Annotated in this window: 13 protein-coding genes; 5 read left to right on the forward strand and 8 right to left on the reverse strand. The window is 66.9% G+C overall.

The window, feature by feature from the left end:
* The first annotated feature begins 25 nt into the window (after positions 1-25).
* The 4 genes from IB259_RS03335 (at position 26) to IB259_RS03350 (ending at position 4,776) form a co-directional block, all read left to right on the forward strand.
* Complete coding sequence (locus tag IB259_RS03335; protein WP_175162966.1) at positions 26-784, forward strand: amino acid ABC transporter ATP-binding protein; 759 nt, start codon at positions 26-28, stop codon at positions 782-784.
* Positions 781-1,728 carry a formimidoylglutamase gene (hutG, locus tag IB259_RS03340; RefSeq protein WP_054456765.1) on the forward strand — a complete coding sequence of 316 codons (948 nt, stop codon included), beginning with the start codon at positions 781-783 and terminating at the stop codon, positions 1,726-1,728. Before IB259_RS03335 ends, hutG begins: the two co-directional genes overlap by 4 nt.
* 297 nt (positions 1,729-2,025) lie before the next feature.
* On the forward strand, positions 2,026-3,315 hold the full coding sequence (locus IB259_RS03345) for a Glu/Leu/Phe/Val dehydrogenase (RefSeq protein ID WP_054456766.1): 1,290 nt from the start codon (positions 2,026-2,028) through the stop codon (positions 3,313-3,315).
* 351 nt (positions 3,316-3,666) lie between these two features.
* Positions 3,667-4,776 carry a porin gene (locus IB259_RS03350; RefSeq protein ID WP_054456767.1) on the forward strand — a complete coding sequence of 370 codons (1,110 nt, stop codon included), beginning with the start codon at positions 3,667-3,669 and terminating at the stop codon, positions 4,774-4,776.
* Positions 4,777-4,973: 197 nt separating this feature from the next.
* On the opposite strand, the gene IB259_RS03355 is transcribed toward IB259_RS03350, so the two are convergent.
* The 6 genes from IB259_RS03355 to IB259_RS03380 all read right to left on the reverse strand — a co-directional run bounded on the left by IB259_RS03355 (position 4,974) and on the right by IB259_RS03380 (position 9,126).
* Positions 4,974-5,792: an RsiV family protein gene (locus tag IB259_RS03355; protein WP_054456768.1), complete on the reverse strand. Its 819-nt coding sequence runs from the start codon at positions 5,790-5,792 to the stop codon at positions 4,974-4,976.
* A 34-nt stretch (positions 5,793-5,826) separates the two neighbouring features.
* Positions 5,827-6,603 (reverse strand): biotin/lipoate A/B protein ligase family protein, encoded by a 777-nt coding sequence (locus IB259_RS03360; protein ID WP_054456769.1) that lies wholly within the window; start codon positions 6,601-6,603, stop codon positions 5,827-5,829.
* Complete coding sequence (locus IB259_RS03365) at positions 6,600-6,875, reverse strand: lipoate protein ligase C-terminal domain-containing protein (protein ID WP_192327501.1); 276 nt, start codon at positions 6,873-6,875, stop codon at positions 6,600-6,602. Before IB259_RS03365 ends, IB259_RS03360 begins: the two co-directional genes overlap by 4 nt.
* 30 nt (positions 6,876-6,905) lie before the next feature.
* A complete protein-coding gene (locus tag IB259_RS03370; protein WP_054456770.1) occupies positions 6,906-7,370 on the reverse strand; it encodes a GNAT family N-acetyltransferase in 465 nt (154 codons plus the stop codon).
* 10 nt (positions 7,371-7,380) lie between these two features.
* Positions 7,381-8,082, reverse strand: coding sequence for a glutathione binding-like protein (locus IB259_RS03375; protein ID WP_119451095.1), 702 nt, complete (start codon positions 8,080-8,082; stop codon positions 7,381-7,383).
* Between the two features lie 138 nt (positions 8,083-8,220).
* Positions 8,221-9,126, reverse strand: a complete 906-nt coding sequence (locus IB259_RS03380; RefSeq protein WP_054456772.1) for a DMT family transporter — start codon at positions 9,124-9,126, stop codon at positions 8,221-8,223.
* Between the two features lie 121 nt (positions 9,127-9,247).
* On the opposite strand from IB259_RS03380, the gene IB259_RS03385 reads away from it, so the two are divergent.
* Positions 9,248-9,715 (forward strand): Lrp/AsnC family transcriptional regulator, encoded by a 468-nt coding sequence (locus IB259_RS03385; protein ID WP_054456773.1) that lies wholly within the window; start codon positions 9,248-9,250, stop codon positions 9,713-9,715.
* A gap of 8 nt (positions 9,716-9,723) precedes the next feature.
* On the opposite strand, the gene IB259_RS03390 is transcribed toward IB259_RS03385, so the two are convergent.
* Positions 9,724-10,215: a glutathione peroxidase gene (locus tag IB259_RS03390; RefSeq protein WP_059380299.1), complete on the reverse strand. Its 492-nt coding sequence runs from the start codon at positions 10,213-10,215 to the stop codon at positions 9,724-9,726.
* Positions 10,216-10,224: 9 nt separating this feature from the next.
* Positions 10,225-11,430 (reverse strand): MFS transporter, encoded by a 1,206-nt coding sequence (locus IB259_RS03395; RefSeq protein ID WP_192327504.1) that lies wholly within the window; start codon positions 11,428-11,430, stop codon positions 10,225-10,227.
* Positions 11,431-11,497 lie beyond the last annotated feature (67 nt).

Genomic DNA, 11,497 nt, shown 5'->3' on the forward strand with positions numbered 1-11,497 from the left:
GACCCGGGCCGCGGACCCGCAAGAAATGATCCGCATCCGCGGCCTGCGCAAGTCCTACGGCGACCACGAGGTCTTGCGCGGCATCGACTTCGACGTGCTGCCGTCCCAGGTGGTGGTGGTGATCGGGCCCAGCGGCTCGGGCAAGAGCACCTTGCTGCGCTGCTGCAACGGCCTGGAAGTGGCGCAGACCGGCACCATCGACATCTGCGGCCAGACCCTGCTGGACCACGGCGAGCTGTTGCCCGAGGCCGAGCTGAACCAGCTGCGCATGCAGGTGGGCATGGTGTTCCAGGGCTTCAACCTGTTCCCGCACCTGTCGGTGCTGGACAACGTGACGGTCGGTCCGCGCAAGCTGCGCGGCATGGGCCGCGAAGAAGCGCATGCGCTGGCGGCGGACCTGCTGGACAAGGTCGGCCTGGGCCAGAAGATGTCGGCCATGCCGGCCAGCCTGTCCGGCGGGCAGAAGCAGCGCGTGGCCATCGCCCGCGCGCTGGCCATGCAGCCCAAGGTCATGCTGTTCGACGAGCCGACCTCGGCGCTGGATCCGGAGCTGGTGGGCGAAGTGCTGCAGGTCATGAAGCTGCTGGCCAAGGAAGGCATGACCATGATGGTGGTCACGCACGAAATGGGCTTCGCCCGTGACGTGGCCGACGTGGTGGCGGTGATGGACGGCGGCGTGATCCTGGAATCCGGTTCGCCCGACGTGATCTTCACGCAGCCGCGCGAGCCGCGCACCCGCGAGTTCCTGCAGGCGGTGCTGAACGCGGGGCAGGGGGCGGCATGAGCGTGGCGCAATTCGACCCAAGTCTCTGGAAGGCCCGCGACGACAGCGCCGAACAAGGCGACACGCGCCGCCTGGCGCATATCGTCGAAGCGGCCAGTGGCCAAGCCCGCAAGGGCGAGGCGGTGCTGCTGGGCTTTGCCTGCGATGCCGGCGTGGCCCGCAACCAGGGCCGCATCGGCGCGGCCGAAGGCCCGTCGGCCATCCGCAAGTTCCTGGCGGGCCTGCCGGCCCACGGCCTCACGCGTTTGCTGGACGCGGGCGACGTGGCCTGCGAGGGCGACCGGCTGGAGGACGCGCAGGAGCAACTGGGCCTGCGCGTGGCGGAACTGATGGAGCAGGGCGCACGCCCGCTGGTGCTGGGCGGCGGCCATGAGATCGCCTGGGGCAGCTTCCAGGGCCTGGCGCGCTGGCTGGACGCCCGCGGCGACACGGAACCCGTGCTGGTGCTGAACCTGGACGCGCACTTCGACCTGCGTACCGGGCGGCCCGGCAGTTCCGGCACGCCCTTCGACCAGATCTCGCGCTATTGCGAGGAACGCGGCCGGGCCCTGCAATACGCCTGCCTGGGCGTATCGCGGCTGGCCAATACGCCGGCGCTGTACGCGCGCGCCGCGGAAGTCGGCGCGGTCTGGGTCGAGGACCGCGACATGCAGGAGCGCCATCTGGCCGCGCGCCTGGCCAACGTCGACGCCTTGCTGGCCCGGGCCCGGCACGTCTACCTGACCATAGACCTGGACGTGCTGCCCGCGGCGGTCATGCCCGGGGTGTCGGCGCCGGCGCCCTATGGGGTGCCGCTGGCGGTGATCGAGGAAATCGTGCTGCGGGTCAAGGCCAGCGGCAAGCTGCGCCTGGCCGACATGGCGGAGTTCAACCCGCGGTTTGACGTGGACGGCCACGGCGCGCGGGCGGCTGCCCGCCTGGCCTGGCAGTTGTTGAACGATTGAGCGGACCGGCGTCTCATCCTTCGGATGGGGGCAGGACCATACGGGGCGGTTTCCTGGGAGGAAACCGCCCCGTTTTTCGTCCTCCTTATGGCGGGCGGCAGGGCTTGCAGCTTATGGCTGGCAGGCTGGACGCTGCCGATTTGGCGGCTTAGGATAAGGGCAGCATCAGGCTTGGGTTTGCGGCCCGTTCAACCGCCGCAACAGTTATGTGTCCCCAATTAAAATATTTTCGTTTTAAATGGGGACGCTATAACTTTCGTGGATAAAATGGCGCAACTTTGTCAGGAGAGCCAGCTCATGTCTCAAACTCCCACCCACGCATTGCCGTCTTATCTGAACGCCGAGGACCTCGGCCCCTGGGGCAACTATCTGCAACAAGTCGACCGGGTCACCCCGTATCTTGGTTCGCTGGCGCGTTGGGTCGAGACCCTGAAGCGCCCGAAGCGTTCCCTGATCGTCGATGTGCCGATCGAACTCGACAACGGCAGCATTGCCCACTTCGAGGGCTACCGCGTCCAGCACAACACCTCGCGCGGCCCCGGCAAGGGCGGCGTGCGTTTCCACCAGGACGTCACGCTCTCCGAAGTGATGGCGCTGGCAGCCTGGATGTCGATCAAGAACGCTGCGGTGAACCTGCCTTACGGCGGCGCCAAGGGCGGCGTGCGCGTCGATCCGCGCAAGCTGTCGGCCTCCGAACTCGAGCGCATGACGCGCCGCTACACCTCGGAAATCGGCGTCATCATCGGACCGTCCAAGGACATCCCGGCGCCTGACGTGAACACCAACGCCCAGACCATGGCCTGGATGATGGACACGTACTCCATGAACGAAGGCGCCACCGCCACCGGCGTGGTCACCGGCAAGCCGATCGCGCTGGGCGGCAGCCTGGGCCGCGTGGAAGCCACCGGCCGCGGCGTGTTCGTGGTGGGCTGCGAAGCCGCGCGCGATCTCAACATCGACGTGTCCAAGGCGCGCGTGGTGGTGCAGGGCTTCGGCAACGTGGGCGGCACCGCCGCCCGCCTGTTCCATGAAGCCGGCGCCAAGGTCATCGCCGCGCAGGATCACACCGGCACCGTCCACAATCCCGCGGGCCTGGACGTGCACAAGCTGCTGTCCTACGTGTCGCAACATGGCGGCGTGGGCGGCTTCTCCGGCGGCCAGGCGATGGACAAGAACGAGTTCTGGACGCTGGAAACCGAATTCCTGATCCCGGCCGCCCTGGAAAGCCAGATCACCGTCGACAACGCCGCCAAGGTGCGCGCGAAGATCGTCGTGGAAGGCGCCAACGGCCCGACCACGCCGGAAGCCGACGACATCCTGGCCGAACATGGCGTCTACGTGGTGCCGGACGTGCTGGCCAATGCCGGCGGCGTGACGGTCAGCTACTTCGAATGGGTGCAGGACTTCTCCAGCTTCTTCTGGAGCGAGGACGAGATCAACCAGCGCCTGGAGCGCCTGATGCGCGAAGCCTACGCGTCGGTGTCGCAAGTGGCCAAGGAACACAAGGTCACCCTGCGCACGGCGGCGTTCATCGTCGCTTGCACGCGCATCCTGCAAGCGCGTCAGGTGCGCGGCCTGTACCCCTGATACCCGATACGGCGGGGCGTCTCCGGACGTCACGCCGAGGAGGGCAGGAGACAAAAACGGAAATCGCCCCGCAAGGGGCGATTTCCATTTGCGTGGCTGCAAGCGCATCACGTTGCGCGCATGGATAGCACACCGACATTGCAGGCCTGCGAGGGCCGCGCCCTACGTGGGGGCTGTCGGCAGGACGCCACATCCCCCTCACTTTTTTGCGGCCTAGGGAATTTCCCAGCTTGCGTTACAAGAACTGACACATTGCGTCCCTAGAATTCGTTCCTGCCATGCGCCGAGCGCGCCGCACGCGATGCGTGCCAGCCCGGATGCGCATGTCTGTTCAATCAATGGGAATTTGCAATGAAAAAGACTTTGTTCGTCACCGCCATGCTGGCCGCGTTCGGCGCAACGGCGCAAGCGGAAACCTCGGTGACGCTCTATGGCCTGATCGATACGGGTATCGGCTACCAGCGCATCAAGGGCGATGGTTACCATGAGTCCAAGGTTGGCATGGTCAATGGCGTGTCCAGCGGTTCGCGTTGGGGCCTGCGCGGCGCCGAGGACCTGGGCGACGGCCTGAGCGCCGTGTTCACGCTGGAAAGCGGCTTCAACTCGGCCAACGGCACGTCGGGCCAGAACAGCCGCCTGTTCGGCCGCCAAGCCACCATCGGCCTGAAGAGCACCTCGTGGGGCCTTCTGGAACTGGGTCGTCAGACCAACATCGCCTCGAAGTACTTCGCCGCGATCGATCCGTTCGGCGGCAGCTACGGCCAGGCCAACGTCGGCGTGGCCTTCAGCGCCGCCAACACGGTCCGCTACGACAACATGGTGCAGTACTCGACGCCGTCGTTCAGCGGCCTGCAGTTCGGCATCGGCTACTCGTTCAATGCCTCCGACACGACCACCGCGCAGACCGGCTTCAAGACCGCCGACAACACCCGCGCCATCACGACCGGCCTGCGCTATGTCAGCGGCCCGGTGAACGTGGCGCTGACGTATGACCAGCTGAACCCCGCGAACCAGTTGAACACCGACGCCACGCCCAAGTCGTGGATGATCGGCGGTTCGTACGACTTCGAAGTGCTGAAGCTGGCGCTGGCCTACGGCCAGACGCGTGACGGCTGGTTCACCGGCCAGGGCGCCAATGCCTTCGGCAGCGGCAGCCCCACGGCCAAGGGCTTTGGCACCAACGTTGCGGTGTCGGGCTTCAAGGCCAATTCCTACCTGGTGGGCCTGAGCGTGCCGATTGGCGGCGCCAGCAACATCCTGGCTTCGTGGCAGCGCGCCGACACCGACAGCACCAAGCTGACCGGCGACGACGCCACCATGAACATCTACAGCCTGGGCTACACCTACAACCTGTCCAAGCGCACCAACCTGTACGCCTTGGGTTCGTATGCCACCAACTTCGCGTTCACCGACGGCGTGAAGAGCACCGTGGCCATGGTGGGCGTGCGTCACCGCTTCTAAGACGAGAGGCGCGCATGGGCGGCGCTTGGGCGCCGCCCTGCCGCCGCGGTTGCACTGAGCGGACTGGGCGTCTTACCCGGCCACAGACGCGAAAAAAGCGGCCACCTCCCTAGCTCCATCCTCAGTCCGCTCAACCGAACCCCGGCTTGCTGCCGCAGGGAGCGCCCGCGCAGGCCGCGGGCGTTTCCAGGGGCGGCTTATGAAGCCGGCAGCAGCTCAGGCTTCAGGATCCCGCGCAGTTCCGAATACGGAATGTTCAGCTCGGGTTCGCCATGCGAGTACGGCGCGATGGAATAGGCGTCGTACTTGACCACGATGCCCTCGCGCGTCAGCGCATAGTTATCGCTTTCCTGGAACGGCCACATCTTGTTGTAAGCCGTCGGATCGCGGCGCGCATCCGGATTGCCGGCCAGCCACTTGGCATGCGCCTGGCGCAGCGCCGCCACGTACTGCGGATGGCGGCCCGGTATCAAGGCTTCTTCCAGGCTCATCACGCGGCCGTGGCTGCGCTCCCAGTTCAGGTACTGGGTGGCCGGAATGCCGTGCGCCGCGCCAGTGAGGAATTGCTCGGTGTGCAGTTCGACGGCCACGATGTCGCCTACCGTGTCCTTCACGCTGGCCTTGAAATAGGTGGCGTCGCGCGCGCGAGCCACCGACCAGAAATACTGCGTGTATTCGGACAGCGTGTCATAGGGCCCGCGGCGGTTGGCATCGGTGCCGGTCATGTAGGCCAGCACGTGGTCTACCAGCGCGGTCAGCTTGGGGATGCCGGGAAACGCGACGCTGTCGATTTCGATGCGGGGGCAATCGCCCTCGCAGCCTGGCTTGCTGGACGCCCACTTGATGCGCTCGGTGGACAGGTCGCCGACTTTTTCCGGCGTGGACGCCGAGGCCGGAGCCTGCGTGGCCAGGGTGATGTCCGCGGGCGGCGTACTGCCGCAGCCCGCCAAAGCCAGCAGGGCCGCGCCCAGGATGAGACCGCTTATCGCGCCTTGCGGCGTGAATGTGCGACGCATTGAAACTACCTCCAGAAAATCGGGGCGCGGCCGTTCAGGGCACCACGCCGGTCCACTCGGGCGTGGCGAACTTCTCGGCCGCCTGCGCCTGCGCACGCGCCAGCGTGTCGCTGCCTATCTGCCCGGGGGTGAGACGGTGCAGGCCGGCAAAAGTTTCCACCATGCGGTCGATGATCACTTCCCGCGCCAGCCCGGTCTGGGTGCGCAGGGGATCGACGCGCTTCTTGGCGCTGGTGGTGCCTTTGTCGGACAGTTTTTCGCGGCCGATGCGCAGGACCTCGACCATTTTATCCGCGTCGATGTCGTAGGACATGGTGACGTGGTGCAGCACTGCGCCGCCGCGGCGGGCCTGCGCCGCGCCGCCGATCTTGCCGATGTCCGAGGCGATGTCGTTGAGCGGCTGGTACCAGGCCTTGATGCCCAGGCCCTGCAGGGCGGTCAGCACCCAGGCGTCCAGGAAGGCGTAGGACTCCTGGAAGCTCATGCCATGCACCAGCGCCTGGGGGGCGCTGAGCGAATAGGTGATGGAGTTGCCGGGTTCCATGAACATCGCGCCGCCGCCGCTCACGCGCCGCACGACCTGGATGCCATGGCGGCGCGCGCCTTCGGGATCGACTTCGTTCTTCAAGGATTGGAAGCGGCCGATCACGACCGCGGGCGCGGCCCATTCCCAGATGCGCAGCGTGGGCGGACGCAGGCCGGCGCCGACCTCGTCGGTGATGACGGCGTCCAGCGCCATGTGCAGCACCGGGTCCTGCGGCCCTTCATGGATCAGCTGCCAGTCGTAGTCGTTCCAGTCGGTGCGCGTCATGCCAGCGCCCTCCGCAGCACCACGGCAACGGCCTCGGCCGAGAAGCCGAACATTTCGGCATCGGCGGGCAGGGCCGATTGCACGGCCAGCGCCAGTTCCAGTTCGCTGGCGTCGGCCGGCAGGCCGTTCAGGCCGCTATTGATGGCGTCCAGCGCCTCGGGCGGCTCAAGAAAAAAGTCGCCGCTGATGCGCACGTCGGCCAGGCGGCCGTCGCGCACTTCCAGATCCGCGACGACCAGTTTGCCGCCGGGGACTTTGTATTCGCCATGCATGGGCGCTCCTTGCTGTATCAGTACCAAAAACTACAGGCTGAGCTTCATGCCGTCATGGCTGGCTTTGAAGCCCAGGCTTTCATAGAACCTGCGCGCGTCGGGCCGGGCGCGGTCCGTGGTCAGCTGCACCAGGCTGCAGCCCTGGATGCGGCATTGCTCGATCGCCCATTCGAACATCTTGCGTCCGAGGCCCGCGCCGCGCGACGACGAGGCGATGCGCACGCTCTCGATCTGTCCGCGCCATTGGCCCAGCCGCGACAGGCCGGGTATGAACGATAACTGCAAACAGCCGACCAGGTTCGAGTCCTGCTCGACCACGGCCAGGAATTGATTGGGGTCCTGGCCGATTGCGGCAAAGGCGGCAGCATAGCGCGGGTCCAGCGGCAGCGCGGGATTCTCGCGCGTGGCGCCGAGTTCATCGTCGGCCAGCAGGGCGACGATGGCCGGCAGATCCCCCAGGCGCGCGCGGCGGAAAACCAGTTGCGGGTCGGGCATGGCGGCTCCTTCAGCGGGTGGTGTTCTGGGCGGTCTGGCCGAACAGGATGCGGCGCGATTCCTCGTCGCTGATGGACGGCGCCGTGTTGATGGTGTCGGCCAGGGCATAGGCGCGCTGCGTGGCGGGGCGGGCCGCGATGGCGTCGAACCAGCGCTTGAGGTGCGGGAACTCGTTCAGGTCCTGCCCCTGCTTGGCGTGCGGCACGATCCAGGGATAGGCCGCCATGTCGGCGATGGAATAGTCGCCGGCGACGAACTCGCGGTCCGCCAGGCGCTTGTTCAGCACGCCGTAGAGGCGGTTCGTTTCCTTGACGTAGCGGTCGATGGCGTAAGGGATGCGCTCTTGCGCGTAGCCGGAAAAGTGGTGGTTCTGGCCGGCCATGGGACCCAGGCCGCCCATCTGCCAGAAGAGCCACTGCGACACTTCAGCGCGGCCGCGCACGTCGGCGGGCAGGAATCGGCCGGTTTTCTCGGCCAGATACAGCAGGATGGCGCCCGACTCGAACAGCGAGATCGGCGCGCCGCCGCCGGCCGGGGCCTGGTCGACGATGGCGGGAATGCGGTTGTTCGGGGCAATGGCCAGGAACTCGGGCTTGAACTGATCGCCGCGGCTGATGTTCACCGGATGGATCTTGTAGGGCAGGCCGGTTTCTTCGAGGAACAGCGTGATCTTGTGGCCGTTGGGGGTGGTCCAGTAGTAGAGATCGATCATGGGATGTCCTGTGCGTCGCGCCGGCGGCGGCCGGCGCAGGGAAAGGCCATGATAGCGGGGCCGGCTTCGCGCCGGCCCCAATAACCGGGGGGCGGGTACGGGTTTGCCCCGGGGGCTTGCCCTGGCAGCGGCCCGCGTTCAGGCCGTGCCTGCGCGCGGCCGCCCCGGCAGGCGCCAGCTCCAGTTCAGGCTCACGCCCGCCGCCGCCAGGAAGATCATGGCCACGCCCGCGATCTGCGTGGCGTCCATGCGGTGGCCGTAGACCATGAAGTCCAGCAGGATCGCGACGGCAGGATAGATGAAGCTCAATGCCGCGGTGGACGTGGTAGGCAGCTTCTGGATGGCCGAATACATCAGGATGTACATCAGGCAGGTGTGGATCAGCCCCAGGGCCACCAGGTAGCCCCATTGCAGCGGCGCGGCGGGCAGGGCGTTGAAGTCCGCCATGGGCAGCAGCATCACCGCGCCCAGCGTCACCTGCACCAGCGCCAGCACCTGCGGCGGAATGTGCTTGAGCCGCTTGACGATGATGGCGGTGACGCCATAGAGCGCCGCCGCGCCCAGCCCCAGCATCAGCCCCGACAGATAGGCGCGGCCGTCCGCGCCGCCAGCTTCGGACAGGCGCAGCACCAGCATCAGGCCGGCGAAGGCCAGCACCGACCAGGCCAGCTTGCCGCGCGTGGGCCGCTCGCCCAGGAACAGCACGCCCAGGCCGATCAGGAAGAAGGGCTGCACGTTGTAGACCGCGGTGGCCAGCGAAATGGACGCCAGCCGATAGGCGGAAAACAGCAGCACCCAGTTCAGCACCAGCGCGGCGCCCGCGGCCAGGGCCAGCATCAGCGTGCGGGCGGTGAACAGGCCCGGCTTGAGCAGGCCGCGCGCCCAGCAATACACAAACAGGGAGAGGGCGCCGAACACGCAGCGGAAGAAGACCACGTTCCAGGCGCTTTGCCCCGACTCCAGCACAAACACGCCCAGGGTGCCGGACAGGGTCATCGCCGCGGCCATCTGGGCCAGGCCCACGCGTTCTGATGAGGGATTCATGAGGTTCTCCAGGGCCTTGCGGCCACGATATTCGATGGAGAAATTATCCCAGGCGGATCAAGCTGGTTATATGATGTTGATGTGGTGAATCGATTCCGAAACCTTTGTTTAGGTGGAATTTATGCAAAACGACCTAAAAAGTGAAAACCCGGTCCTGGACGGTATCGACCGCCGCCTGGTGGAGATGCTGACCACCAATGCGCGCACCACCACGGCCGACCTGGCGCGCCAGGTCGGGATGTCCGCGCCCAGCGTCGCGGACCGCCTGCGGCGGCTGGAAGAATCGGGCGTGATCCGGGCCTACACCCTGGACGTGGACCCGGTCGCGTTGGGCTACGCGCTGGAGGCCATCGTCCGCATCCGCCCCTTGCCCGGGCAGCTGCGCCACGTGGAAGGCCTGATCCAGCAGATTCCGGAATTCGTGGAATGCGACAAGGTGACGGGCGACGATTGCTTCATCGCCCGCGTGGTGCTGCGCTCGATCTCGCATCTGGACGGCATCCTGGAGCGCGTGACCGAATTTGCGGAAACCAATACCGCCATCGTCAAGTCCCACACGGTGCGCCGCCGGCTGCCGCCGCTGCGCTGACGCGCGGCTCAGACCGGCGCGGACAGCGCCTTTTCGATGTCGTCCTTGATGCCGGCCGGGGTATCGGTGGGCGCGTAGCGCTTGATGACCTGGCCGTCGCGGCCCACCAGGAACTTGGTGAAGTTCCACTTGATGCCCTCGGTGCCGAAGACGCCGGGCTTCTCGCCCTTGAGCCAGCGGTAGAGCGGGTGGGCGTCCTCGCCGTTGACGTTGATCTTGGCGTAGAGCGGAAAGGTGATGTCGTACTGCGTGCTGCAGAAATTGCGGATTTCGGCTTCGTCGCCGGGTTCCTGGTGGCCGAACTGGTCGCAAGGAAAACCCAGCACCGCGAAACCATCGTCGTGGAACGAGCGGTAGAGTTCTTCCAGGCCGGCGTACTGCGGCGTGAAGCCGCATTTGGAGGCCACGTTCACCACCAGCAGCACGCGGCCGCGGTACGTGTCCAGGGACTGTTCCGTGCCGTCGATGGCGCGGGCGGAAAAATCGTAGAGGGTGCTCATGCGGGCTCCTTAGGCGTCCGAACGCGAGGGCGTCAGCGCGCCGGCTTGTTGTCCAGCGAGTGTAGCCCCGGCATCGCGGCCGTAGTAGCGCGTACCCCACAAGGTCAGCAGCAGGACGGCGGCGGTGATGCCGGCCGACATCCAGGGCAGGTCCGTCAGCGGCAGGCCGTGGCCCAGGGCCACGCTGCCCAGCCAGGCGCCGCCCGCATTGCCCAGGTTGAAGGCGCCCTGATTGAGGGTCGACGCCAGGTTGGGCGCGTCGGCCGCCTGGTCCACGATCAGCGTCTGCAGCAAAGGCACGACGGCAAAGCCCAGCACGCCCCAGATGAAGGTCATGACCAGCATGGGCGCCAGCGCGTGGATGGCCTGGCTGAGCGCCAGGAAGACCAGCAGCAGGCCGATGAAAATGCGGCGCAGCGACACTTCCAGGTTGCGGTCGCCCAGCTTGCCGCCCAGGGTGCTGCCCACGGTCAGCGCCACGCCGAAGAGCAGCAGCACGCCGGTGACGCCGCGTTCGGACACGCCGGTCACTTCGCGCAAGAGCGGCGCGATGTACGTCAGCACACAGAACAGCGCCGCGGAGGCCAGCACGCTGGCGGCCAGCGGCCAGACCACGCGCACGTCGCGCAGCACCTTGAATTCGCGCAGGATGTTGCCGGGCTGCATGGGGATGCGGGCCGGCAGCCAGACGGCCAGCGCGGCCACGGCCAGCAAACCGATGCCGCTGACCACCCAGAAAGTCGAGCGCCATCCGGCCACCTGGCCCAGCGCCGTGCCCAGCGGCACGCCCAGCACGTTGGCCAGCGTCAGGCCGGTGAACATCAGCGCAATGGCGCTGGCGCGCTGGTTGCGCGGCACCAGGTCCGCGGCCACCACGGCTCCCAGGCCGAAGAAAGCGCCATGGCAGAAGGCGGTGAACACGCGCGCCGCCATCAGCAGCGCGTAGTTCGGCGCCAGCGCGCACAGCAGGTTGCCCACCACGAAGGTGCTGGCCAGGCCGATCAGCGTGGCCTTGCGCGGCAGCCTGGCGGTGAGGATGGCCATGATGGGCGCACCGATCACCACGCCCATGGCGTAACCGGTGATCAGCAGGCCTGCGACGTCAATGCTGACTTGCAGGTCGGCGGCGACGTTGGGCAGCAGGCCCATGATGACGAACTCGCTGGTGCCGATGCCGAAAGCGGCGGCGGCCAGCGCGATAAGGTGCAGGGGCATGGGACAGGGCCGGGACGAAAGGAAGGCGCCGGCGCAAAGAGAAGGCAAGGGCGGAATTCTAGGGCAG

Origin of the sequence: Achromobacter sp. ACM04 (genome assembly GCF_014851465.1) — a bacterium.
Lineage (GTDB): Bacteria > Pseudomonadota > Gammaproteobacteria > Burkholderiales > Burkholderiaceae_B > Achromobacter > Achromobacter aegrifaciens.

Bases quoted from the DNA above. Each gene is read 5' to 3' on its own strand.
- IB259_RS03335 (WP_175162966.1), top strand. From the start codon at position 26: ATGATCCGCATCCGCGGCCTGCGCAAGTCCTACGGCGACCACGAGGTC.
- hutG (WP_054456765.1), top strand. From the start codon at position 781: ATGAGCGTGGCGCAATTCGACCCAAGTCTCTGGAAGGCCCGCGACGAC.
- IB259_RS03345 (WP_054456766.1), top strand. From the start codon at position 2,026: ATGTCTCAAACTCCCACCCACGCATTGCCGTCTTATCTGAACGCCGAG.
- IB259_RS03350 (WP_054456767.1), top strand. From the start codon at position 3,667: ATGAAAAAGACTTTGTTCGTCACCGCCATGCTGGCCGCGTTCGGCGCA.
- IB259_RS03355 (WP_054456768.1), bottom strand. From the start codon at position 5,792: ATGCGTCGCACATTCACGCCGCAAGGCGCGATAAGCGGTCTCATCCTG.
- IB259_RS03360 (WP_054456769.1), bottom strand. From the start codon at position 6,603: ATGACGCGCACCGACTGGAACGACTACGACTGGCAGCTGATCCATGAA.
- IB259_RS03365 (WP_192327501.1), bottom strand. From the start codon at position 6,875: ATGCATGGCGAATACAAAGTCCCCGGCGGCAAACTGGTCGTCGCGGAT.
- IB259_RS03370 (WP_054456770.1), bottom strand. From the start codon at position 7,370: ATGCCCGACCCGCAACTGGTTTTCCGCCGCGCGCGCCTGGGGGATCTG.
- IB259_RS03375 (WP_119451095.1), bottom strand. From the start codon at position 8,082: ATGATCGATCTCTACTACTGGACCACCCCCAACGGCCACAAGATCACG.
- IB259_RS03380 (WP_054456772.1), bottom strand. From the start codon at position 9,126: ATGAATCCCTCATCAGAACGCGTGGGCCTGGCCCAGATGGCCGCGGCG.
- IB259_RS03385 (WP_054456773.1), top strand. From the start codon at position 9,248: ATGCAAAACGACCTAAAAAGTGAAAACCCGGTCCTGGACGGTATCGAC.
- IB259_RS03390 (WP_059380299.1), bottom strand. From the start codon at position 10,215: ATGAGCACCCTCTACGATTTTTCCGCCCGCGCCATCGACGGCACGGAA.
- IB259_RS03395 (WP_192327504.1), bottom strand. From the start codon at position 11,430: ATGCCCCTGCACCTTATCGCGCTGGCCGCCGCCGCTTTCGGCATCGGC.